The sequence below is a fragment of the Bradyrhizobium sp. BRP20 genome (genome assembly GCF_020194215.1).
GTDB lineage: Bacteria > Pseudomonadota > Alphaproteobacteria > Rhizobiales > Xanthobacteraceae > Bradyrhizobium > Bradyrhizobium yuanmingense.
In genome coordinates this window covers 32,811-57,977 of the sequence record NZ_JADYVY010000013.1, presented here as the reverse complement: position 1 = coordinate 57,977, position 25,167 = coordinate 32,811, and the positions used below count along the sequence as shown (strand labels likewise).

20 protein-coding genes are annotated in these 25,167 nt (G+C 56.6%); 2 read left to right on the top strand and 18 right to left on the bottom strand.

Annotated features, from left to right (window positions below; all coding sequences use genetic code 11):
* Nucleotides 1–638 precede the first annotated feature (638 nt).
* Together I6F33_RS26510 and I6F33_RS38645 are read right to left on the bottom strand one after the other, a co-directional pair.
* Nucleotides 639–1,655, bottom strand: a complete 1,017-nt coding sequence (locus I6F33_RS26510; RefSeq protein ID WP_225132515.1) for an aldo/keto reductase — start codon at nt 1,653–1,655, stop codon at nt 639–641.
* The gene (locus I6F33_RS38645; protein ID WP_225144589.1) at nt 1,652–3,316 is read right to left on the bottom strand and encodes a GMC family oxidoreductase; all 1,665 of its coding nucleotides are present in this window, start codon (nt 3,314–3,316) and stop codon (nt 1,652–1,654) included. Before I6F33_RS38645 ends, I6F33_RS26510 begins: the two co-directional genes overlap by 4 nt.
* Before the next feature lie 757 nt (nt 3,317–4,073).
* On the opposite strand from I6F33_RS38645, the gene I6F33_RS26500 reads away from it, so the two are divergent.
* A complete protein-coding gene (locus I6F33_RS26500) occupies nt 4,074–4,757 on the top strand; it encodes a bifunctional 2-polyprenyl-6-hydroxyphenol methylase/3-demethylubiquinol 3-O-methyltransferase UbiG (RefSeq protein WP_057029397.1) in 684 nt (227 codons plus the stop codon).
* Between the two features lie 4 nt (nt 4,758–4,761).
* On the opposite strand, the gene I6F33_RS26495 is transcribed toward I6F33_RS26500, so the two are convergent.
* The 5 genes from I6F33_RS26495 to I6F33_RS26475 form a co-directional block, all read right to left on the bottom strand.
* On the bottom strand, nt 4,762–5,487 hold the full coding sequence (locus I6F33_RS26495; protein ID WP_225132517.1) for a polysaccharide deacetylase family protein: 726 nt from the start codon (nt 5,485–5,487) through the stop codon (nt 4,762–4,764).
* On the bottom strand, nt 5,484–6,545 hold the full coding sequence (locus I6F33_RS26490) for a glycosyltransferase family 4 protein (RefSeq protein WP_225144654.1): 1,062 nt from the start codon (nt 6,543–6,545) through the stop codon (nt 5,484–5,486). Before I6F33_RS26490 ends, I6F33_RS26495 begins: the two co-directional genes overlap by 4 nt.
* Nucleotides 6,546–6,698: 153 nt before the next feature.
* Nucleotides 6,699–7,682, bottom strand: coding sequence for a glycosyltransferase (locus I6F33_RS26485; RefSeq protein ID WP_225132519.1), 984 nt, complete (start codon nt 7,680–7,682; stop codon nt 6,699–6,701).
* Between the two features lie 47 nt (nt 7,683–7,729).
* A complete protein-coding gene (locus tag I6F33_RS26480) occupies nt 7,730–9,007 on the bottom strand; it encodes an O-antigen ligase (RefSeq protein ID WP_225132520.1) in 1,278 nt (425 codons plus the stop codon).
* A 225-nt stretch (nt 9,008–9,232) separates the two neighbouring features.
* The gene (locus I6F33_RS26475; RefSeq protein WP_225144588.1) at nt 9,233–10,246 is read right to left on the bottom strand and encodes a glycosyltransferase family A protein; all 1,014 of its coding nucleotides are present in this window, start codon (nt 10,244–10,246) and stop codon (nt 9,233–9,235) included.
* Nucleotides 10,247–11,026: 780 nt separating this feature from the next.
* Here I6F33_RS26475 and I6F33_RS38380 point away from each other — a divergent pair.
* On the top strand, nt 11,027–11,941 hold the full coding sequence (locus I6F33_RS38380; protein WP_346656323.1) for a class I SAM-dependent methyltransferase: 915 nt from the start codon (nt 11,027–11,029) through the stop codon (nt 11,939–11,941).
* A gap of 148 nt (nt 11,942–12,089) precedes the next feature.
* On the opposite strand, the gene I6F33_RS26465 is transcribed toward I6F33_RS38380, so the two are convergent.
* From I6F33_RS26465 to I6F33_RS26415, 11 genes are all read right to left on the bottom strand, one after another.
* Nucleotides 12,090–13,433, bottom strand: a complete 1,344-nt coding sequence (locus I6F33_RS26465) for a glycosyltransferase (RefSeq protein WP_225144587.1) — start codon at nt 13,431–13,433, stop codon at nt 12,090–12,092.
* Nucleotides 13,434–14,591, bottom strand: coding sequence for a glycosyltransferase family A protein (locus I6F33_RS26460; RefSeq protein WP_225132523.1), 1,158 nt, complete (start codon nt 14,589–14,591; stop codon nt 13,434–13,436).
* A 115-nt stretch (nt 14,592–14,706) separates the two neighbouring features.
* On the bottom strand, nt 14,707–15,855 hold the full coding sequence (locus tag I6F33_RS26455) for a DegT/DnrJ/EryC1/StrS family aminotransferase (protein WP_225144586.1): 1,149 nt from the start codon (nt 15,853–15,855) through the stop codon (nt 14,707–14,709).
* A 509-nt stretch (nt 15,856–16,364) separates the two neighbouring features.
* Nucleotides 16,365–16,880 (bottom strand): UDP-N-acetylglucosamine--LPS N-acetylglucosamine transferase, encoded by a 516-nt coding sequence (locus I6F33_RS26450; protein WP_225132525.1) that lies wholly within the window; start codon nt 16,878–16,880, stop codon nt 16,365–16,367.
* Between the two features lie 168 nt (nt 16,881–17,048).
* Entirely contained in the window at nt 17,049–17,906 is an 858-nt protein-coding gene (locus I6F33_RS26445) for a glycosyltransferase (protein WP_225132526.1), read from the bottom strand.
* 301 nt (nt 17,907–18,207) lie between these two features.
* Complete coding sequence (locus I6F33_RS26440; protein WP_225132786.1) at nt 18,208–19,200, bottom strand: NAD-dependent epimerase/dehydratase family protein; 993 nt, start codon at nt 19,198–19,200, stop codon at nt 18,208–18,210.
* Between the two features lie 5 nt (nt 19,201–19,205).
* Nucleotides 19,206–20,381 carry a DegT/DnrJ/EryC1/StrS aminotransferase family protein gene (locus I6F33_RS26435; protein WP_225132527.1) on the bottom strand — a complete coding sequence of 392 codons (1,176 nt, stop codon included), beginning with the start codon at nt 20,379–20,381 and terminating at the stop codon, nt 19,206–19,208.
* A gap of 91 nt (nt 20,382–20,472) precedes the next feature.
* On the bottom strand, nt 20,473–21,000 hold the full coding sequence (locus I6F33_RS26430) for an acyltransferase (RefSeq protein ID WP_225144585.1): 528 nt from the start codon (nt 20,998–21,000) through the stop codon (nt 20,473–20,475).
* A gap of 14 nt (nt 21,001–21,014) precedes the next feature.
* Nucleotides 21,015–22,487, bottom strand: a complete 1,473-nt coding sequence (locus I6F33_RS26425; protein WP_225132529.1) for an oligosaccharide flippase family protein — start codon at nt 22,485–22,487, stop codon at nt 21,015–21,017.
* A gap of 48 nt (nt 22,488–22,535) precedes the next feature.
* Nucleotides 22,536–23,600, bottom strand: coding sequence for a Gfo/Idh/MocA family protein (locus I6F33_RS26420; RefSeq protein WP_225132530.1), 1,065 nt, complete (start codon nt 23,598–23,600; stop codon nt 22,536–22,538).
* Between the two features lie 282 nt (nt 23,601–23,882).
* Complete coding sequence (locus I6F33_RS26415; protein WP_225132531.1) at nt 23,883–24,395, bottom strand: glycosyltransferase; 513 nt, start codon at nt 24,393–24,395, stop codon at nt 23,883–23,885.
* Nucleotides 24,396–25,167 lie beyond the last annotated feature (772 nt).

Genomic DNA, 25,167 nt, shown 5'->3' with positions numbered 1-25,167 from the left:
TTGCGACGACACGACGGCTCACCCAAGGTAATTTCCTGAGCTACCCTAGACACATTCGCATCGCGCGAATTAAATGCCGGAAATTTCTTCAGTCCGATCAACCACTCGTGCACCGCATTGAACGAGGGCCACACGGAGCGGTCGAAGATATACAAAAGTATGCCGGAATCGATGTTACGCCTTCGCCACTAGACAACAGCTTACCAAGTGTCGTCGACGGCGCCACAGCAGAAAACAAATTAAATATTTCGATCCACAAGATTATCTGCCGCCAAACACGACATAATTTTTTGTCCAGACAATCAACAGCGCGAGCGTCCAGCAAGAGCATTTGAGCACACATCGCGCTGCGAACAATCCGAACCCGTATTGCCCGATTCAGGTAATGGCCAATCCAGCGCCATCCGCAAAGCGCGCCAAGCAAAGCAAATGCCGTTCCGGACACACCATTCAGATCGAGAGTTACGAGCGCGCACCGATCATCCTGATCGTTGATGTCCCCCGAACCCAGCACACAGTCACCCGCTCCCCCGGCAGGGTCGCAACAAGATGTTCGATCAGGTCCTGCCGACGACCTAACCATACTCCGCCGCGTCTGACTGATGCAAAGTCAAGCCACCGTCGTCGGTCTGCACCGATCAGAAACTCAGATCTCGGAAGCTCGCGTCAAGAAACTCGGCAACATGCTTTCTCGCCAATAATGCGTTCAAACCCGCGATCTGCTTCTCGTCGATAGCTCGACTGCTGACAGATCTCACGTTTGCCACAACATTCGACGGATTGGACGAGAAAAAGATGACGATCCCGTTTGGATTTGCATTCAGCGCATGAGCCAGCAGTAGATGAGCCAGCTCTGTCGAATCGCGTGGATCTACCTGCGTCAGCGAACGCCATTCAGCCGCCATCCGCTCATCGGACAACAATCTATCGAGCAGTATTTTAAATCGGCTGGTAAGAGACGAATGCGTAATCACGAGGCGGTTAGTTGCCGGAACTTTCCTGACGTTCATATTCCAGATGGCATTTGGAATCTGCACAACGTCGAACAGCGCTGCATATCTTTGGAGGATGGACACCGTCTCCTCTATGCCTGTCGCTATGCCAACGGCGCGGACCTTCCCTTCACGCTTGAGATCATCGAGAAGACGGATCAGGTCCGTTTCCTCTACGTCGGCAGCGCTGCACTCGTGCAGGAGTAGAACATCGAGATAATCTGTACGCAATTCCTTGAGACTAGTCTCGACACTTTCTCGGAATTCCACGAGACCAAAGGCTCCGAAACGCGGCAGATAGTTGGACGGCACAGGCAGGTAATTCTTTGAACTTGGCGCGACATTGTGCAGAAGACGAATGCTACGACCCATTGCGCGGACATGAAGTGCGCGACTTTGTGGGACAATGCCCGCCTTGCTTGCCAGAACCAGGCGCTCCCGCTTTCGCGCCGCCAACTCTCCCAGAATGCCCTCTGCGCGACCGGCACCATACATTCGCGCAGTATCAAAATATGTGACCCCACAATCCATAGCTGCTTCGAGCAACTTAAGAGCCTCACGGCGGGTTCGTCGCTTGCTCAACAGTGCGCCGGATCCAAAACCTAGGGGGAGCATGTTTCGCGGAAGGATTTCTCGAAACGGCGCGGCAGCAGCCACCGTCATGACGCGCCTCCGGCTAGTCCGAATGCAGCTTCTCGCCTTGTTTGGGCGACGGTGCTCACCGCGTGATGGCATGCGCGCGCGGTCAGAGCGAGAATGGTCAACGTGGGATTTTGCGTGCCCTGGGACGGGAAACAGGCACCATCCGTAACGTACAATCCCTGTGCGTCCCAGCACTGGTTATTTGGATCGAGCACGGAGGTCGCGGGGTCGATACCCATCCGGGCGGTCCCGCACTCATGAATCGCGGAGCCAGGCGGGGCCGGCCGTTCATTAACCCGGCTCAACGTCACGCCAGCTGTTGCGGCGATCTCGCGTATGGCAGCTGCCTGATCGCGGGCACGCGCCAAATCCGCTTCGCTATAGCGGCAGTCGATATGCAATACGGGGATTCCCCATACATCCCGTCGTGTAGGATGTAGCGCTACTCGGTTTTCGGCACGAGGAAGCATTTCACCGAAGCTAACCGCAGTAAAATGGGAACGCCCGTGCCCTCCTGGAAATTGATACAACTGCACGCCAAAACCTCGCCCGCCGAGGGGCGCGGGCCTGTCGCGCGCATCGAAGCGTGGAAGGTAAATCGCGCACCCATCTTCGAGCACTGGGCTGGGCTTCAGCGGCGCACCTCCACCCCACCCAGTTACGACAATATGGTCCATCAAGTAGCGCCCCAGCGCGTCAGATCCTGCACCGAGCCCTTGGCCCCCTTTGAATGAACGCGAAAGCAAGAGTATTCGTGTCGACTCTAACGAGGACGCGCACAGAAAGACCAACGGAGCGCAAGCGCGTACGTCGGTTCCACTTTGTTGATCGAACCAGACTACGCCGCGTACGCGACCTGATCGATCAACATCGATTTGCCGTACGACTGCGCCCTCACGGCATCGAAGGCGCCCTGTAAGAGCAGCAGTTTCCAAGGCATCCAGCGGTGCGGCAAAGCGCGTGAGCATCGGCCGCGAGTGAGGCCACCGTGCGCGGATAGCTGCCATCAGCGCGAACTGATTCAGTGAAGGTTCAAGTTCTCGCGAGAGCTGACTGTCAGGCTGCCATGGTACGCTATCCATGGCACCGGCAAGCGCTAGCCGTCGCTCGATCATCGAATACCAGGGGTCCAACTCACCCGGCTCTAGCGGCCAAGGCGCGCTCAATCCATCGCACGGCGCAAGGTCGGAGGAGTTCAGCCGATAGTATTGCCGGCCGTGCCCTGGAAGGCCCACGCGTCCGCCGAGCGTTCGCGCTCGTATCCAGACAAAAGGTTGGCTCCGTGGCGTCACGTAAGGCAGGTCATGATCGTCAACAAACGAGTCCGGCGCTCGGCCCCAGATGCTGCAGCGAGATTGGATGGGCTGGCGCAACATGCCGAGGCCTCTCAAGGCCATCTTGCCAAAGGGAACAACCGCAGGAGGGAGCAAGCGAAGTGTCGCAGGGTCCGCGAGCCTACGGGTCATGCTGGCTATAGCTCGGCGTATCCCAGTCGTTCGCGGCGAATTCTGCCACCCGGCCTCAAGCACAAGCACGCGCAGGCCAGCCTCGGCGAGTAAGAGCGCCGCCAATCCCCCGGCGGCTCCCCCGCCGATCACGATCGCATCCTGCGCTCCCGGGCGCCGCAACTCCTCAATCGTCGTGGTACCTAATACACCTGAAAGCGCCGGCCCGATCTGCATGACAACTCTCTTCAAGCGAAAATTGGTCGGGGGCTAGCATGCCAAGCGGACAGCGATGGGCCACCAGCTGTGAACAGCGACTTAAGACAAATCCGTCGGCGAACCCGGTAACCGAGCGCTCCGGGTTTAATGCTTAGGCGCAACCGCCCCGGCAATGCATGCAATGAAAGGGAAATTATCGCTTCCGCAAAACCACTATCCATGGCTTTGATTTTCTGTGACAAATTGCAAAAACAAATAATGATAGGCGCACTTAAATACATCCGTCAACTGTTAACAGGCATTTAATTTCTGCATTGCACAAGCCAACCCATTTCTCCGAATATTCGGGGTGTGTAGCTCCTGCCAAAAGCACTACCTTCTCGCGGACAATACTCCCGGCCGGCTTTCAGGTAGAAACAACGCTTTAGACCGGATCCGCGGCACCGGAAGACCCGATGTGGCAGCGTCCAGCCACGACCTGATGATGCCCGCGCGTTGGGAGCGGGGGTGAGTCATTGGGGACGTGCTGTGATTCTGCGGGGCGTGGTACTCTCGATCCGATCACGGAACGATAGGAGCGCAAGACGTTTGCGGTAATCGTTCCCTGGCGGCTCACGGACAAGGGTCCGAGATGCGCAGGCGAATTGGCCGGGCGAAAGCTCACCTCACAGGTACTATGAAATCTGCAGTTCTCGCCCGCCGTACACACTTGATCTGTCGATAACTTCACCTGTATTAAACTATCTGACGTCGAATACGCGTTGGCAGGTTGGGAATGCTTGCAGCACTTCACTACCACGCATGGCGCCGGGTGCGCGCCGCGTACTATGCCTTCGGATTGGCCCGGCTGCCTTTTGGCGACGCGCTGGGGCGTGCCGTTAGCGAGTGGGAGACTGCGCAGGGGTTCGGTGACAGCCCAAAAGCGAAATCCACTTGGGACGCCGAGTACAGCGATGGCCTCTGGACCTACATGCAGCGCGAAGTAGCTCGCTACTGGACACTCATCGGTTTCATGGACGCTTTTAGACGTGGCGGCGAGTACCTGGAGATCGGCTGCGGAGACGGAATGCTATTCGAGCGCTTCAAGCAGCTTGGATATGAACGCTATGTCGGAGTGGACATCTCTGACGTGGCAATCGAGAAGCTCCGTCTGTACAACGATGATCGCACTGACTTTTCTCAGGCTGACGGCGACGTGTACGAGCCCGACGGCCGTTTCGATGTCATCGTCTTTAACGAGTCTCTTTTCTATTTGCGCGACCCCGTTCGGTCGCTCGAGCGTTACGCGCAATCACTCAAACCGGGAGGCTGCATCATCGTCTCGAACTACACCGCATCGCGGCGATCATTGGCAGTGTTGCGGGAGGCAAAACGAGCATTCGAGGTGATCGACGAGGCCAAGACGACTCAACGGGCGATGTCCTGGCTTTGCACAGCACTGAAACCGCCCAAATACTAAAGCGCTAGTGATACCGCAAGCGCATGAGTTGGCGATAGAGCCCGAGCTTTGTGCTGATTTTCCAGGAAACGCCGCGCATCGCATCCGGATCGCGCAAGTGGCGGCGCATGTACTCAGCATCCATGTTGTTCGTCATACAAAGGCGGGAGTACAAAAACGATTCGAAGCCGCGATGATATCCAAGCTGGATTGTAAAGAGGTGTGTGTAGCCAGCCCTCAGCGCCGCCTCCCAGACCCGTCGGGAAAACCGTCCATATGGGAAAGCGAAGAGAGCTACCTGTCGACCGAGGCGATCCTCAAGCATCGACTTGGACACACCGAGCTCGCGCTCGAGTTCTGCGTCCGAGACAGTCGTCAAATCGACGTGGGCCATGCCATGTGAGCCGATCGCAACACCCCCCTTGGCAAGCTCCTCGATCATGTCCCAACTCATACGTCCCGGCGAGCCTACAAAGTCTACCGGGATAAAGGACATGAAACCCGGGATACGACCGGTCGTCATGTAACGGGCGTAGACATGCGTATAGTCCGAAATAAATCCATCGTCGAAAGTCAACAGGACCGCGCCGGTGCCGTGGGATGTCGGATCGGAGCAATGCTCCAGAAACTTCTGGGGCGAGACCAGTGCCTCCCCGCAAAGTGCGAGATGCACTTCGAACGTTTCATGAGTCAGGCACCACGCGTTCGAAGGCGAGGCTTCCACCAGCTCATGATAATTCAAGACGATCATAGAGTTTCTATCAGATCTGAAACCCGCCGGGCCCAAGCCTGCCAGTTCAATCGGGCCTCGAAGGCGTCGCGGCTCGATTGTCTCAGGCGTGCCAGCCGATCCTGGTTAGCAAAGGTCTCGAAGATGACCGCCGCATAGTCCGCCTTCGTCGCTTCCGGTGGCAACAACAAGCCCGTCTCCCCGTTGCGGACAGCGCAGGGGACGCCGCCAGTGGCCGGCGCAATGCTCGGTACTCCATGGGCCGCGGCTTCACAGAACACGATTCCATAGCAATCCGCCCGGGTCGGCAGCAGAAATAGATCCGCGTCCCGATAGAGTTGATCCAATCGGTTGCGCTGTTCGCGATCACACTTGTCGAGATAAGGGATGATCGTCAGGCCATCCTGAGCAACTGACTTCGGCGGAGTACATCCGCAGATCACGAGCTCCGCCTCCATGCCCCTCTTCCTCAGTTCAGCGAGGACGCCGACCGCGATGTCAGCGCCCTTCTCCTCCCAGTTGGCGCCGATGAAGAGGAGACGGCAGGGACCCGGCTTGCGGCACCCTAGCACGGAGGCACGATCCGGCGCTTCTTCGAGGTTGGCGCCCCAAGGAATGACATGCACCCGGCTACGGTCGGCACCGTAGTCCCTGATGGCAGATTCGGCTGCCCATTCCGACGGGTAGAGGATCAGATCCGCGCGCGCGATCGTGTCCCGCTCCACGCGTTCAGCGATGTCCCGAGCACCTCGCGACAAGTTTCGATAGTTAGGATGGTAGTTCTCAATGAGCCGAAAGGTCGCGTCGGACGCATAGACGAGCGGAACGCCGTTAGGCACACTCCATGCAAAGGTAGAGCCGGCCGGCGCGAAGACGATATCGGGCGACACCGCTCGGATTTTACGCGCAGAGTCCGCTGCATATTGTGCAACGACCGCCCCCGCATGCAACGGGGAACGGCCGCGTCTGCGAAAGGCACGGCAAAGCCTGGAATACGTCTTGTATAGGGGCAATATCGGTGCGCTCAACGGACCGATATGGACCACCTCGTGACCTTCACCTGCGAGCGATCTCGACATGTGAAACGGGGTACCGGACCAGAACCTGACCAGGCGCCCATCCCCGATCGTGGCGAATGCAATCCGCCGTGCCGCCGGCCTGTCGGAGATGTGGTTCTGAGTCATTCTATTCCCGCACACACGGACCATCGACCACTTCGCCGGAAAGATCTCTCATGGAGCGAGCGAGCGATCGCTGGATAGAAGTAGCTTTTTCAAACCCGCAGTAAGCGACAGAGGCATAAGAGCCACGCCGGCTCTCATAACGAGAGGTACGTGTCCCGTTTCGGCAAATCCGCGAGCGTAGGTTGAGATCGATTTCATTCGTCTTCCCGAGTGCAGATAGATCCATCCCAAATCCTTGCAATGCCGAGCGATTGCACGATTTGCCGCTTCGAGCGCTTCGCGATCTCGCCGAAGCCCCTTCTTCTCGCTCACTGCCAGCTGCAGCAAGGACGATTTATCCTCCTCCTGGAGTTTCGATAGGGTTGAATCCTCGAGCACCCGCATAACTGCGAGCTTGCGATCGACGTATCCAAATCCATGATGCTTCGAGATTCTCAGGTACAGTTCCCAGTCCTCGCCCGAACACCATGATTCATTATAACCTCTAAACTCATCCAGAACAGTGCGCCGGATCAATACCGCAGTCGGCTTGATAGGCACTTCTTCCAGCAAACACAGATACATCTCCCGGCTGCTGAAGAGAAAGACATCGAAATCAGAACGCGCGCGCGATGCGAGCAGTTTCGGAAATGCACGCATGCTTGAGACAATTGACGAGATGGATCTGCCACGGTCGACCTCAACGTCACAGAACACCGCGCCAATCTGACGATGACGCCGCAAAACATCGACGAGACTGCTGAGCATCTCCGGCTTCCACAGGTCATCCGAATCCAGATGAGCAACGATATCGCCGTTGGCGGCCTTTATACCCGTGTTGCCTGCCGCACTCACCCCGCGATTGCGATCATGCCTAATGTAACGCACTTTGTCGCTTCGAAACTTTTTCACCGTTGCGGCCGTGCCGTCTGTGGATCCATCATCAACGACGATTATCTCGAAATTCGCATACGTCTGATTCAAGGCACTCTCGATCGCTTCCCCGATGATGTACGCACGATTGTAAGTTCGTATGATAATGGAAACCTTCATGCTTTAGTCCTGCGCAGCGAGAAATCCTGATCGGCATCCCTGCCAGCCTAATGACCTCGCGGTCCCCCGTCTTCAAATGTCTCCGGTAATCGGGTCGCACCTCTTTCGCGCAATATGGCGGTCTCCGCGAGGTTCGCTCGCATCCCGGTAAACACAGCGATGAGGATCCAACAAATGCCCCAAAAGTGCACAATGAACCCTAGAAACGCGATCGTCGCTATTACAATTCCGAGCGCCACTGACAGCCGTCTCTCTTCGGGAGTAAGGTGAGGCGATTTGTCGATCGAGCCAAGCCAGCATGCGCTGGCAATTGTCAAAAGGATCAACGCGCTTCCCGGAATTCCATACGACATTGCGGTGGCAAGCCAAAAGGCATCCACGCTCGAACTCACGAGCGCGCCATGCGACTGCCAATTCCAGTCGCCATTCAAACCAATTCCGAAGATCGGCGAACCGAGGACCACAGGTCCTCCCGTGTCCCAAATCGCTTGACGGGCCCAGGCCGCCTCTGGGCTTACTCCGCTAAGTCGCACAAGGGTTGCGACCGGGCTGCCAGAGAAAGTGAAAACAACAAGGAGTAGAGCGGTCACACACAACCCGACCAACTTCCATCGGGCAGCGAAGCGAGGGCTTGCGGCATAGAAACTCGCCAGCGCAAATCCGATCAGATAGGCCAACAATGGACTGCGCGCCTGCGAAAACCACACACCGATGAGGGCGATGCCCGCCACACCCCAGCCGAGTACCTGGTGCCTGAACGTAGTGAAGGCCACGACCCCAAACCAAACGCAAACAGCACCGAACAATATCGAATGCTCGAGCGGCCCCATGGCGCGAACGACACCGTCCCGATAGAACGTGTCAGCCCTGATTGCTAATGGTCCATCGTAACTAAGCTTCGCATAGCCGGTAATACCTTTGATGAACTCATAGGTGAACAGTTTATCACTCAGCGGGTCAAGAAGCGCTATGCCGACGATCAAGATCATCAGCTTGCAGGAGAACCGTGCTATTCGAACGGAACTATCGACCGGCCCAAGAAGAAACCGGAACGTCAGGTATGCGCCCACAAACTCGAGCGCTTCGATTCCAGCCCCTTTAAAACCCGCAGGACCATCAGTGACTGTGGCAGCCAACATCATCCAAACGCCCGTGAGCGGGGCCAAGATATCCGATGGGACGCAGACGACGGTTCGCGCGCCTAGACGCTGTCCAAGCTGCTGTAGCGCGGCGATGAAGGAACAGAAAATTAGAACTCGAGCAACCGAGAGGCGAAAATCGCCGACGAAGAAAGACAATCCTTCGGGCAAGACAATCGCGACCAACAATAGCTTCAGATACAGTTCCGTCCCCCAACGCGGCGCCCCCGCGGCGCGACCAACTGGACTCCACTGCCGACCATACAGATACGTAAGCTGAGAACCCGATTCCAATTCTAAGCTTTTGCGGGTCAACGCGAGTACCTCAAATATCTGAGACGTTCTGCAAACAAGTAGCGCGCTCGAAGCCGAGGCGCCGCACAAAGCGACAATTCCTCCCTACGAGGCGCTTCATTTCGTGGTCTCCAGGGGAGTCGCCAGGAAGTCACGACGCAGGCGGCTCGCTACGCTGGGTGAAATCAAGGCGTAAACCAGCGCTTTGTAGTAGTGCGGATCCGCTGGGTGCAAACACGCACATTGCCAACCCGTCTTTAATGCCGACAACCGACGGTTCGACCTACGCCAATCCAGCACGCTCTTGATGAAATGGGCGGCGATGTTGTTGTCCAATAAACTGTTGTTAGATCCTCTGTAGCCGCACATCGCATCCGCGCAACCCTGCTCAAACCGCAAACCGCGCCGCTCGCATGCTCGCCTGAAGACATCGACCTCAAACTGCTTCCGCCAGGTTGGCGCCCGTCGGCTGAGGGAATTGGGAAGAATGCGGTAGGCATAAAGGCACTCCCCCAATACGATCATCGGATGCACCTCCCCGACTCTCCATATGTAATCGCAGGTCTCGGCAACCATTAACGACGGCTCGAACCGGATATCGCCAACCAATGACATTCGAAACATTCCCGTGGGATCGAGAGCCGGCATTTGAAAGGCCCTGATCTCGGACTGGCAGTCGCTCTCGCTTTTCGGCGAAAACACGGGTGCCATGAATCTCTCGTTGATGATGAGCTCGTTGCCGCAGAACACGGCAGCCAAATGCGGACTGTTGAGCAGCGCACGAACCTGCTTTTCGATTCTAGTTGGATAGCTGATGTCATCCGCGTCTTGAATTGCGTAAAACTCGCCGCGGATCCGATCGAGCGCTCGATTGATAGCAACAGGCTTGCCTGAGTTCGCTTGATGGATCACGCGAACACGCTCATCTACCAGCAAATCCTGAACTGAGCTGAAGCAGCCGTCCGAACTACCATCGTCGACAATGAGAATATCCAGATTCCTGTATGTCTGATTAATTATGCTAAACAGCGACGGTCGAAAATATTTACCAGCGTTGTACACGCACATCACGACCGTGACCAAGGGTTCTTCAGCCATTCCTCCAGCCTTGGGCGGATGTGCCTCGGACATCACGAAACGCTCCTAGTCAGTCGGGCCTGACACGCCGGCGCCATCTGCACGACCTCCCGGTTCGCTGGCCAGACTTTTGCAATTCTTCAGCGCGCAGACCAAGAATGGCCTTTCTCGGGTTCCGCCGGAGGCCCAGTCCGTAAGCACATGAAATTCCGCCTACTCACCGCTTTGTCTGCACTCAAGAATAAAACTCCGCGTCGTCTCAGGAGGCATGGCATACGCCTGTCAGCCCCGGAGCCCCTCGGAAGGCCCTCCGTATCCAAACATAATTAAATCGCTTTTAAATTTCAATCGCCATCCATTTAAATATTAGAGACGCGCTTTGGTTATGTTATAACATCGAGCCTCGACTGAAATATCGGCCTCGCGCCCTGACCAAGCTCCACGTTTACTGGTGCGGCCGGCAAAGCCCACGCCGGCGCAGCCTAATCCCGGCGACGCGGGCTTCGGTTGAACTTTAGAGGAAGCCCTCGGAATTAAAACATGCGATCTTTGCCTATTTAATTTGGACAGCCTTCAGTTTATTTATTATATTCATTGCAGATACACGAAGCTTCGCCAACCGAGTTCCGCTTGATTGCCGGCGGGCCGCGACCCGGCGAGAACGAAAGGCGGCGCATGCAAAGTGACAGCCCGATCAAGAAGGTTGGACAGAGCGATCAGCCGAAGGCATCGGCAAGCTCGTCAGTTTCGCGTCATAGTGAGGACACTGCACCTCTACGGCCTCACCGATCGCTTAGCCGGCAGTCGATCCGCCGTTGTGGCTAGGTACTCGATATGATTTGTAAAACTTGCTTGTCAGACAGCGAACATCGCCACCACGTCTTTATTGAGATGATGTTTGGCACAAAAGAGCGGTTTGAGTATCAGGAATGTAGTGATTGTGGGACGATCCAGCGCTTATCGGACGTAGCCGATGAGAGTCGCCTTTACCCCGATGGGTATTACTCATTCTCCAGACCGTCGCGAAATTCGCGTGTTACTGCCGTCAGGGACGCGCACGCACTCGGCACTAAGAGCATATTGGGAGCCGTGGCGTCCTTTGTGAGGTACGATCCCATCGTAGCGGTCATCGGATGCTTTGGAATTGATCCCAGTTCTCGAGTGCTGGACGTAGGCTGCGGGTCCGGGAAACTTCTTTACAGAATGTCTGCGGCAGGGTTCAAGAATCTTACAGGAGTCGATCCCTACATTGTCGAGCCAGCAGCAGGTGCCGTGACGATTCAAAAATCGGACCTTCAGAGTATGTCCGGCGAGTTTGACTTCATCATGTTCAATCATTCGTTAGAACACGTGCCCGAGCCGGACCAAAGTCTTAGCAATGCAAGAAGGTTGCTTGCGCCCGGCGGCCGCATTCTGGTTCGCATCCCAACCTCATCCTCGCATGCGTGGAGAGAGTACGGCCCGAATTGGGTGCAACTGGATGCGCCGCGCCACGTTGTGATACCCTCTCGCAAGGGAATGAATGCATTGGCGGAGCGCTGCGGTTTGCGTGTTAGGCAATCAATCGACGATTCGACTGCATTTCAGTTCTGGGGAAGCGAAATGTACAAGAGCTCCAAGCCGCTAGCATCATCCAGACCAGATGATGTGTTCAGCCGGCGGGAAATGAGAGGGTTTGCCAAGAGGGCGGCAAAGCTGAATACTGAACAGCAAGGCGATCAGGTAGCTTTCCTGCTGAACGCTGCCTAGGGCTGAATCACCGTAAGTCCAAGCCGAGGCTCACGCTTGAAGTGCAAGGGCATGAGAGCGATTGACTAAGAGATCGGCCAAGCCTGCGACATGCGGCGCGGACTGCAGGGTCCTCCCGGCCCCGCTCTGGACGGATGAGAATTCGTAGCTAATTGAAAGCTTCACCGGAAGGTTGCCCTGCGGGGGTGTGAGACCTCGGCGAGGACATTTTTGCCTTCCTTGAATCGATATGTGCAACCACCTTGCTCATTGAAGCAGAAAGAGCGCTGTTTGAATATCTTTCTAGAACCATGCTTTCAGCGCTTGCCACAAGCGCGTCATAGACCGTTTCGTTGCTTAAGGCCCTATACGCCTCGCAAAAGCTACGATCATCATCGAACTCCAAAAAATGAACGCCAGAGACGACATCCAGCCCTTCTACACCTTTCCTTGTAGAGATAATGGGCCTCTCCAAGAGTGCCGCCTCCAAGACCTTTAACCGCGTCCCGCTACCCTCGAGCAATGGCACAACAACCGCTCTACAGTCCTTGTAGTACTCGACGACATCAGGGACATCGGGATGCAACTCGACTCCCTTTGAGCGAGCGCAAGCTTCGATCACCTCTGGCAATGGGTCACGTCCAACAACCAAAAGAACGGCATCGGGGTACACATTCCTGTAGAGCGGATACACGTTTTCCAAAAACCAGAGCAAGCCGCTGACATTAGGCTGATAGTGAAGCGCACCAATAAACAGCAAAATGTGTCGGCCGGCGAACCCGCTCCCCATGGGGAGTTCTCCTGGACCTCTCATCCCCAACGTGTTTGGCACAACGAAGATACTTTCAGAGGCCATTTCACCCCACAGATCCAATTTATCCTTCTCGGAACATACCAAGCAGGCGCCAAAGGCGGTCACACAACGAGTTTGATAGTAAGTCAGGAGCACCTTGTTGATGGCACGGAACAGTTTCCTCAAGGCATTATTCGTCGGGGTAAACAGCGTATCATAGAGCGAAAGAGTCAGGACGTCATCAATATCAACGATGACCTTCATTTTCGCCGTCTGTGACAATCCAAAAAACCCGGCGGTATTCCTGAGGTATCGCACCAGCACAAAATCGTAGCCGCCAAACTCTATTAGCGCGACCAACTTCTCCATCGAGGCTTTGCTATACTCTCTAACGGGATACGGAAAGCCACGAACCGACATTCCGAACCGTCCCCGCAAGGTTCTAGGGTACTCCAGCTTCTGTAAACAATATATCCCAGAGAATACGTCATCCTTTTCGAGATGCCCCCCCGCTCCTGCCATCTGTCGCAGACCGGAGGGCAAATCCGAGAGATACGCAATATCGACGGGCCCAAGGCCGGCAAAGTACCGTGCGAGATTCATGGTTCTGATGTCAGCGCCAAACTTCTCAGGCAGAGGATACCTGTCGCTGATCACTAGGGTCTTCTTCATCGAACTTACAGCAAAAGAGTCGGTTAAACTCGGAATCTGATCCTTCAATCAGCCTCGCACCAAATGCTCTCGAGCGGTTCGCAGCAACTCGCGAACCTGCCGGCCTGGACCGCCGAATGAAAGAACGATCAATTTCAAGAACACCGGCAGCATGAAAGGCTTCAGCTTCAATCCCTTCAAATAATATGATCTCGCTGATATAGAATCGCCCTCTGAATAATAGATCTCAGCCAGCGCCACCATGATGCGTGAACGGATCCACGTCTTCTCCTGCTCAGTATAAGGGCTGCGATCGAGTGTCGCTTCCACCTGCTGAAGATCTATAGTGGACCAGGATGTCTGCCCCATCCACGAATAGGGTTTTGAGGCACAATGTTTGGCATAGAAGTTGGCGAGCGCACCCAAGCAAGCCTTGTATACTGTCAGGGCGCCTTTCTCCTTGGCAGCCTGCGATATCATCGTGATGACGGCCAACTCGGAGTGCCAGCAGATATCGATCTTCTCTTGAGTGATGGCGTTTGTCATACTGAGTTCATGTTCACGGTAACACACCATCGGCTCTGCAAAGTATGCGACGTGATAGTTCAAGGAGAACAATAACCACATGTACCAATCGCCGCCCCAAATGAAATCGACCGGAATTCCGGCCCATACCACGTCGACCGGATAGAGGCTCAGTTTCTCGTAACAGTCACGTCGAACAAGCACCGACGCAGCCAGAATCGCATTTCCTTTTACTTTCAATGAGTGCTTGATGATCTCCTCTCCCCTGACGATCGTATCGACGTCTCCATAGGTCGAGTAATCTATCACTGCACCTTCTTTTCCACGTCTCAGGCTAACCCCGGGGCAGAAGGCAAGACCGACCTCCGGATGATTTTCCAGGGTTTCGACGTATCTTTGCAGTATGTACGGTCGGCGCAAGCGATCATCGGCCGATATAAGCCAAACGTACTTCCCTCGACTTAAAAGTATTCCCTTGTTGTAATTCCGGAGCGCTCCCAGATTCTGCTCGTTCCTGACATAGGTAACTCGGCTATCTGTGAATGTTCTGGCAACTTCTTCCGTGTTGTCCGGAGAGCAATCATCCATGATGAGGATTTCGAAATCCTCAAAGGTCTGCGAGAGGATGCTGTCGACACATTCTGGCAAGAAAGCAGCCAGTCGGTAGCAAGGGACGACAAAGCTAACAAGCGGCTTTTGCATTTGGAATAACTCGCCTATTGTGGATCCGCACTTTGAAGAGCCTAAGCCGTAACTCGCCCGATGACGCGCCATGAAGAGCGCACAGGGCGTCTTGGGCCTTGAGGAACGCGGCCTATTACAATGCAGAGGCTTGGAGCTCCCTTCGCAACGAGCAGGCGACCCGCTCCTGATCTTCCTCGTTCATCTGCGCGTAAATTGGCAACAAAATCGAATTGTCCTGCGCGAACTCGGAGTGCCGCAGATCGTGGCGGTGCTTGTCCTTGGCGTAGGGCGCTTCCCGGTGCGAGCACATAATGCCGCGTCGAGTCGCGATGCCCTGATCGAGCAGGCTTTGCATGATCTTGAGCTGGTCGACGCGGTCCGGCAGCCCAACGCAATAGCTCTGCCAATTGGACCGCGCCCAATCGGGCTCGATCGGCAGTCTCAGGCCTGCGAAATTGCCGAGCATTTCTCGATAGCGGGCCGCGATCGCGCGGCGTCGAGACACCAGTGCAGGCAGCCGCTCGAGCTGCTCGCGTCCGACCGCGGCCTGTATATCGGTCATGCGGTAGTTGTAGCCGACTACCAGATAGTCCTCGAAGATCACCTGCTGTGAGCCGTGCCGCACGATGTCCGGAACGCTCATGCCATGCTGGCGCAACAGCCTGAACTTATGGTCGAGCTTCGCATCGGAGGTGGTGAGCATCCCACCCTCGCCGGTCGTGATGACCTTGCGGGGGTGAAAGGAGAAGCAGGCGATCCGCCCATGCGGCTTGCCGACGCGCTCCCAGCTGCCATCCACTCGGATCTGGCTGCCGGCTGCGCAGGCCGCATCCTCGATCAAGATGATGCCCTGGCGATCGGCCAGCGTGGCGAGGGCTGTCAGATCGCAGGGCATACCCATCTGGTGGACGGCGATCACCGCGCGTGTGCGCCGAGTGATCGCTTCGGCAACCCGGTTAGGGTCGATATTGTATGTACCGGGATCGATGTCGACAAAGACCGGAGTCGCGCCGCAATACCGGATGCAATTGGCCGTGGCGATAAACGAGTGGCTGGCCGTGATGACCTCGTCGCCAGGCCCAATCTCCAGGGCGACGAGCGCCAAATGCAGGGCGGTTGTGCAGTTGGAAACGGCGCAGGCATAAGGCGCACCGACCAGGGCCGCAAAATCGCGCTCGAAGGCTGCCACCTGTGGGCCCTGCGAGACCCAGCCGGAGAGTACAGCTGCGCGAGCTGCGTCGGCCTCCTCCTCAGCAAGCAACGGTAATGCGATCGGAATCACGGGATTATCGCCCTCCTGCTGGCGAGCCGCCCACACCAACCCCCCGCCCCCGGACCTGGCGCTACATCGATCTCAGAACTGGCCCGATGATCTTGAGCTTTCAAACCTGACAAGGGCATCAAGGACTATTCCTATCCTGGAGCGCGATGCGGTGTGGCGATTTATTTGTCATAGATTATTATAATTAAGTCAATTAACCAAACGATAATAATTAAATCTAATGTCGATCTCCGACACTGTCGGGGACAGCTTCAGGCGCCAACCTGGCTTCCTTGCAGCCGATGCGCACGACACTACGGTCGCGTAGCCGAACCTCACGCGACACAACCGCGTCAGCGCAGATGGTCGCCCGGGGGAAACCGCGATCGAGTCCCCCTCGAGGAGGCATGACTATCATCCACTTTCAAGCTCGAGGTAATCTTGCAAGCAATGCCGTCACGAGAAATCACGATGCGCGAAGACATGGAGCTGCTGGTCCAGCTGTGACGGCATTCCGACCGCCAGGATACTCATAGCACCGCGCCTGTGTAATGAGGTCCCTCAGGTCGCGCCAGATGGGGCCACTGCGTCAGCCAGAGGTCGGCGCAATGACCAATACGGTCGCCCGACATCGAAAGCTGCTCGATGTTGGCGATGCTGTCGAGCCAGATAGTGCGCGCACCCATCATTTGTCCAAACCGTAATGCCAAATATCCCGGAGCGGCACCCGTCGAAACGACGATGTCCGGCCTTTCATTCCAAACGATCCAGGCCATTCTGCGCGCCGCCTTCAACAGCGCGAGTTTGGTCAACCGGTTAGCATCATTGACAAGGTAGAATTTGTGGTCGGGCACCTGCGCTTGATAGGAGTCGTGGACGGTGACGAACGTGACTTCGCAATGCTCGAAGGCGGGTTTGATCCGCAACAGCTGCACCCAATGGCCCCCACCCGAAGAGACCGCCAGCAGTTTCGGCCGAGTGCCGGGTGACCGCGGCGTGTTATTCTTGAGCAACGTCTTGCGGTGAAAAACCGGGCTGAGAAGCATGGGCTGGCCTCCCTAGAACGCTGCAAGCTCGCAAGCTCCCATCAACGGATCGGGTCCTCGGTGCCTGCATTTAATGTTTTAATTTAAATTAACAGGCCGCCATTTAAAATCAAGCGATTTATATGCGGAGCACGTCCGATTTCCTGTCATGCCAGCCGCATTGGAATCTTACTTGATTGAATCTGATAGTACCGCACGGGAAGTGTCGTCGCGTTGCCAACGATGAGCTCCAAGTCGGGAACCCAGGGTAGCCTTACAGCGAGCGGCAATGTTGACCCCACAATAAATCAATAGTCCGGCCCATAAGCGAGGTTCCTTGAACAGCGCAATGAGCGCCCGGCCATTCGCCGGTCCTTTGTTGACGCGCAGTTCAGGAAAGCGCCGGGCGAGCTCGAATGTTCCCCTGTAGGCACGAGTTCTGACGGCGAGAAGCTGCAGCAGAGTGCGTGGGGCGAATACCGTGGACCTAACGCGGGGCAGTGTCTCCCGCTCTTCTGGTCTGAACTGAAGTCGAACAAAGGTGTCATCAGCGGTGATGTCTGGAAATTGGCCGAACCGCTTGCGTCCCGCCTCAGATAAGGCATAGACGCCAGAACCGCCGATACCCTCCCGCGAAGATGGCAGCCGTGACCGGATTCCGAAGTATTTACGGACGAGCCAGGAACAGCCTGCCAGATTGATGTCGGCTGTAGGCGCGACCGCCAAAACGCCACCTTCATCGAGGCGTCTTGCCAAAGCCAGAATGGCATCAACGGTAATCAGAATATCGGCATCAACATAAATCCGCGGAAAAACGTCCGCGATTTGATCGCCAAGGTTCAGAGCGTGGGTTTTCCTTGCGATGTTCGATTCCAAAACATTGACGGCTGGGCCGAAACGCCGGGCGACGTTCGCAGTGTCGTCTGAGCACCCGTTGCAGACGACGATCACACGGATCTGGTCCGAAGCTGAGTTGCCAACCCATTGCCTCAACGTCCGTGCGATCACAGAACTCTCATTGTGGGCTGGGACGACGATCGAAATCATGAATGGTCCGGTCGAGATCGATCAAATTTGCGTATCTGAGGCTGCCACAGGTTCGATCAGCCTCATGGGGTGGTTCAGCCTCACAGGCGATGGCTTTGCGCGGGCGCCCACAGGCATCGACCGAGCCGACTACAGGGGCGAACCCGTGCTTACCCCCGTCTGCGGACTCTACCGAACCTAGCCGGATGGCAGGGCCGCGCGTTCCGCCTCGGCGTCGAACGCTCCGACGCCCAAGCAGAGAGAGCGGCCGGGCGCGCCGCTTCGGTCTCTTGATCTGCAAGTAGCGACATTGCGATCGGAATCACGACGCCGCCGCCTGCCGCTGATGTTCCGAAGCGAGCTCGCGCTCGGATCGCCACCATTTCACGAGATCTGCGAGCCCTTGCTCCAGCGAAACCGTGGTGCGGAAGCCCAGCAAACGCTCTGCCTTACCCGTCGAGGCCAGCCGTCGCGGTACTGGGTTGACCGAGCGCTCCGGCGCGAATTCGGGCGTGAGGCCGCGGTGTCCCATCACCGACGCAAGTACCGTAGCCAGCTCGGTCAGGCTTGTTTCAGTGCCGCTCCCGACGTTAAAGACCTCATCGGTAATCTTTGCCCTGGCGGCAAGGATGTTGGCACGCGCGACGTCGCGGACGTGGACGAAATCCATGGTCTGACGGCCGTCGCCAAAGATAACGGGAGGCAATCCGGCTTCCAGCCGCTCCATCCAGCGGATCAAGACCTCGGTGTACCGTCCGTGGATGTCCATCCGGCTGCCATAGACGTTGAAATACCGGAATGCCACATAGTCGAGGCCGCATGCATCGTTGAAAGCCCGCAGTAGCCCTTCGTTAAACGCCTTGGCGGCCCCATAGAGGGTTCGGTTATTGTAGGCATTCTGCCGCTCTGTCGTCGGAAACTCCTCAGCCATGCCATATACCGATGCCGAAGAGGCCGCGATGACCTTCTCAATATCGTGCTTGATGCACAGCTCCAGCAGGTCGTAGGTGGCATCCACCATGACCTCCTTGGCCAGGCGCGGTTCGGCCGCACAATGAGTAATGCGGAGCGCGGCCTGGTGAAAGACGATGTCGGCAGCCTTGACCAACGCTTCCATCAGCTTGCGATCGCGAATGTCGCCGTGAACCAGCCTTACGGGTCCACGCCCGAGCGCCCGCCGGAGATTTTCCGGCCGGCCTCTGATCATGTTGTCGAGGGCAACAATCTCGATGCAGCCCTCGTTGCAGAGCAGATCAACGATGTGGGAGCCGATAAATCCCGCCCCGCCGGTGACCAGAACGCGTTTACCCTTGATATCGATCAAGACGCTCTCCTGTTGTGGGACCATGTCATGAAGCTTTGTGGATGCTCCGACCGGGTGCTGATGTCTGCGCTAGGCTGCAGCGCCGCACTCCTCAATATTCCGACAACCTCGGCCGTCCGTTCCGGCGGCAACTCGGGATAGATGGGAAGAGAGAGGAAGTCGTTCGCGAGCATCTCAGTGACGGGGAAATCACCGACCCGATAGCCGAGTTCTGCATATGCCCTCTGCAGATGCACTGGGACGGGATAGTGAATTCCGGCGCCAATCCCGGCATCACGCAATCGGTTCAGCGCGTCGTCGCGGCGCTCCGATCTGACCGCATAGACGTGATACACGTGGCGGGCGTACTGGGGCGGCTGGGGACGCGCGAATGGAAGACCAGAAAGCAGCGCATTGTATCGCTCAGCCAGCGACCGACGTGCATCCGTCCAATGCTCAATAAAGTCCAGCTTGACATTCAGTACCGCGCTCTGGATTTCGTCCATGCGATAGTTGTATCCGGCAATGACGTGGTCGTACTTCGCCTCCTGCCCCCAATCCCGCAACAGGGACACACGGCGTGCGAATTCAGGCCGGTCGGTGACGACCGCCCCACCCTCGCCAAACGCCCCGAGGTTCTTGCCCGGATAAAAGCTGAAACATCCCAGATCGCCGATCGAGCCTGCGCGACGTCCGCGATATTCCGCGCCGTGCGCCTGCGCGGCGTCCTCAATGACGACCAGCCCGTGACGACGCGCTATGGCCATTATCGGATCCATGTCGGCCATCAGCCCGTGGAGGTGAACTGGCAGAATCGCCTTGGTTCGCGGTGTGATCGCAGCTTCGATCAAGCTGGGATCCATCGTCCATGTTACCGGGTCAACGTCGACAAATACCGGCCTGGCGCCGCTGTAGAGAATAGCTGCGGTTGTTGCGACGAACGTCATGGAAACCGTGATGACTTCGTCACCGGATCCGACGCCGGCCGCCAGCAAGGCAAGGTGAAGCGCCGAGGTGCCACTGTTCACCGCGCGACAAGCGGTGGTCCTGCAATAGTTTGCAAAGCGTTCCTCGAAGGCTGTGACCTCGGGTCCGAGCACAAAGTGCCCGCTACTGACGACCCTCGCCACCGCGGCGTCGATTTCCGGCTTGATCTGGCTGTATTGCGCTTTCAGGTCCAGGAAGGGTATCAAGATTCAAAGCCTTGATTTGATCGACATTATATCGGCTATTTAAATCCGACTATTAAATTTAATCAAGCGTTAAATTCAAGCAGAATATATATTACCGGTGGTAGTCTTTCTGAAGCGGCTCTGCTGAGCTACGACCGCTTGGCACCCCGTCGTCAGCGGCGGACAGAATCCGAGCAGGCACGCCGGCCACGACGGCGCCGGGGGGAATGTCCTTTGTCACCACTGCTCCCGCACCTACGGAGGCCCCCTCTCCGATCGTCACGCCGCATAGAATGGTCGCATTCGAGCCGATGGAAGCTCTCCTACCAACGTGAGTGCGCTGAAGTGTCCAGTCCGAAGCCAGCTGAGGACGACCATCTGCGGTTGTCGCCTTCGGATATTTGTCGTTCGTGAACATCACACCGTGGCCGATGAAAACTTCGTCTTCGATCGTGACGCCCTCGCAGACGAAGGTATGCGACGAAATCTTACAACGCGCACCTATCTTTGCCCCCGTCTGAATCTCGACGAAGGCTCCAATCTTGCTCTCATCGCCAACGGCGCAACCATACAGGTTGACCAGCTCGGGATGAAATATCCTGACGTCGCGGCCTAGCTTCACATCCTTCGTTATAGGCACGGTTGTCCTCCAGATTATGCCGGACGTGATCGACGCAGCCTCGGCGCACTCCGGAAGAGCCCGTCTACAACGTGGCGAAGCTGATGCAGCAGCGGATGGCCGGTCATTATCAATCCGCACCACCAGCCGAGGCCGGCAATGGGGAACGACAGTATCAGGCCGGTCAGGGAAGTAAGCATGCCCGCTTCGATCAATGCGGCGCAAGCCAGTACACCGGGGGCCATAGCGAACGTCACCAGGCCGCTCTTCAGAGAGGCGCGGAAAAACTCCCCTGAACTGAAGGCCAGATGACGTTTGAGGAAATATATCACCACGGCTGTCTGGAACGGCAGTGTTGCGAGGGCCGCGCTTGCGACAGCCTCTACGCCGAAAAAGGATGCGCACAGAACGACCAGAAGCGAAGGTGGTAGCGAGATGAGCGAAGACACCAAGGCGTCGCGCACGCTTCCAACCGCGAGGAACACGGGATAGGTAAGGCAAGCGGCGAATAGCGCAAGATTTGCAATGCAGAGAATGCGGACCAAGGGAACTATCTCCAGCCACGTCTGCCCGAGCCAAATCAGAACGATCGGCTGAGCCATGAGCGCGACAAAAATCAAGAACGGCCACTGCACAGCCGAAAGTAGTTCAACGGCCTCGAGATAGACGGCCTTCAGATCCGCCCCTGCCCTGCGTTGTGCGACAATCGCCGGCATAATGACAGGATTTAGAGCCTGCGCGACGAGCCGGTCGAACATTTGTGTCAGATTGGTGGCCCGGGTGTACAGACCGACAGATCCAAAATCCAGGATCTTGGCGAGCAGCAGCTGCGGCGCCAGATTGTAGACGAGATTGATGACGCTGACCGCGCTGGAGTAAAGACCGAAGTTGACTACCTCGCGATGCCCAAGCAGCGATGGACGCAAGGCGCCCCAGTCCCGATGATTGGCAAGCAGCATCACGGTGAATACAATGCTCCCCGCCAATCCGCCCCAGATTGGCGCCATGTAGCTGAATCCCGCCATCGCAAGCACGATCGATGCGAGGGCCGTCGCCGCTCCGGTTGCCAGGTTGCACACGGCCAGCGTGCCGAATTTCATGTCGCGGCGGAGCAGAGCGGATGTTGTCCCGTGAAACGGGACTAGAACAAAATTCAGCGCCGACACCTGGATGCCCTTTCTGAGACTGTCCTGGGCAAAGAGCTCCGAGAGCGGGCCCGCAAGCACGAACAGCAGAAGCGCAATTGATACCGATATTCCGAGCGTGATGGTGAACGCGGAGCGAACGTCCGCCGTGGATAATTCACGCTTCTGAATCAGATAGTTTCCGCCCCCGAACTCAAAAAAGGATGCGCCAATCACCGTCGTGATGGCAGTGACGACTGCATAGACCCCGAATTCTGCCGGCGAAAGCAGACGAGCGAGGATAGCGGTGGCAACGAAGACCAGGATAAGGCTGCCATAGCGGTCGGCCGCTGAAAACAGGATGGAACGTTCTACCGAATTCATCGCGAGACCGTCGCGCTGTTCGCGGACAGCGTGTCGCCCGCCAATGCTTCAAACCGTCGCCGTCGCACGTTCCGGACTCCTGTACTCCTGCCGTTTCAGTAGGACCGGCTTGCCGTGTTCGGCGATCGACCGAGATGCAGCCTCCAGGACCTCGATCACCCGCAGTCCGGACATGCCACTCGAGATCGGTGGCGTCCCATTGCGCACACAAGCGATGAAATGCTCGACCTCGACCTGCAGCGCTTCCTTAGGGGCGACGTGGGGCGCCCACATATCTCCAGCCCGATAGCCGATCCGGAAATGATGGGCGTGATCGGAGGGGCCGTCCACGGTGATACCCTTGTCATACACCTTGATCTTTTCCGTCGGTTCAAGATCGTCATAGACGATCATCTTCTTGCTGCCTCCAATGAACGTCTGGCGGACCTTGATTGGCGAGAGCCAGTTGACGCTGATATGGGCAACGCATGCGCTATCGAAGAACAATGTGATATGGGCCATGCTTTCCGGCGAGCCGGCCACATGGCACGATCCCGTCGCCGAAACTGCAACAGGCCTCTCATCCAAGATATGGTGGATAATCGAAATGTCGTGCACCGCTAAGTCCCAGATCACGTTGACGTCGCTCTGGAACAGGCCAAGGCTGGCCCGCGTGCTGTCGTAGTAATAGACTTCACCGAGCTCCTTCTTAAGCAAGAGCTCGCGGATTTTCCGTACGGCCGGCGTATAGACGAAAGTATGATCCACGCTCAGTATCAGACCGCGCCGAGCTGCCTCATCGATCAGGCGTCGGGCCAGATCTGAACTTTGTGCCAGCGGCTTTTCAACCAGAACGTGCTTTCCCGCCTTGAGCGCGGATAGCGCCAATTCATAATGTGTATGAACCGGCGTAGCGATGGCCACGGCATCGATGGCCGGGTTCTTGAACAGTTCATCGTAACAGGACGTCGTTATCGCTCCCGGATATAGACGCTTGCTGGTCGCGAGCTTCTCCGGATCAAGGTCGCTTATACCAACTAGACGTACCGAAGGATGAGCAGCGAAATTGCGGACCAGGTTCGGTCCCCAATAGCCGTATCCGACAACCCCAATGCCAACTGTATCGTTCGACATAACTGCACCGTGATCAAAAACTCGCGTGAGGTTTTTTCAACTTGCTAGGTTAGTTCGGCAGCCCTGGCGATGGCCACACCGCTGACCTCGCGGCCAAATGAACACGGACACACGCGCAGTGTGTCTACGACATTCCAGCTCACGGTTGCCATGGCGACGTCGAGCAGGGCTGTGCGCTTTTGGCAATCTTCGTCGCTGGCTTAGGCGGAGGTCTCCGTCATCGTTACGGCACGACTGGACAGGAGAAAAGGCTCGGCCGTATCGCATTTTCATATCCACCGCCTAAGCTGAAGCGCTGTTAGGTCCGGAACGAACATGTCCCGTTTCGATGAAACTCCGAATTGCCATGATCAGCTGCGGCGATGCTTCACCACCGAGGCGTTCGCATCGATTGACGATGTCCAACTGATCCAATTTGTCCGTTAATTCCCGTTCTTCGAAAGCGACCTCAATACGGCCTTGCGCCGCGAACTGTTTTGCCGTTGCTATCTGATGATCGTTTCGGTGTTCACCCAGGCTCGCACGACGTGGCATGACAATAATTCGTTTTCCGAGCTCAAGGGCGGTGATAATGGAGCCCATGCCTGCATGAGCGATCACCACGCTTGCCGCCTCGACGCAACTTTTGAATCGACTTGGGTCAATGAATCGCTCGGTACGGATGTGCTTGAATGGACAGTTTGATGGCCCGATCTGAGCGAAAACATCGCTCCTTGCGCGTGCACCGGCCCATTCGTCGACCGTTCGGATCAGACGGTCGAATTGCACTTGCGTTCCGACTGTTACGAAAATCATAACGCGAGTCCTTCATAGATACGTTTGACATGCGAACAAGGTGACGCACCGCCACCACACGCGACTTGGCTCCTGACAAATGCGGTCCGGCCATTCGTGGTGGAACTACATACGAGGCGACGTCCACTGCGCATGCGAAGATGTCGAACGCCGGCCAGCCCACAACCGCGCTCGCGAGATCGACCGTGTCGGCCATACCTTGAGTATCGAAGGACCATCGCAACATCCACGCACGCACCGCAGCCCCTTGGAGAGAAATGTATTATTCAATTAAACGGCGTTTAATTATTATTCTATAATACCGCCCGAGCGGTTATTTTCAAGGAGATAATTAAATTAAACTTTTAGATCCATCCCTGTTTTCTCGCGATTTTTGTTCGCGACTTTGAAGCTTTCGGCCCCGCGGTTGACGATATGGAATGAAACAGCGTGCGGCGCTTGCCCTCAACCACCGCGACGCGCTCCGTCAGTTCGATGCAAGTTCCGACACGCGCACCCGACAGCGCGCGCAGCACTCTTCGACAATCGCCTGTAATACCACCCCGAAGGCATACTTCGGCCCTGAAGTGCAGTCAGCTGAGGGATGTTGGACGAAGTATCTGCTAAGGCCTAGTGCTCTCAGGCGGCAGGTGGACAGACAAGCAACACATTGAGCGTTCGGAGATCACGCATCCTGCGAGGGATTTTATTGGTCGGGAAACATCCATCCAGACGATGGGTGTGCGCCCGGCGGCCATGTTCGGGCTGCAGCACCAAGCCTCAAAGGGCGTAG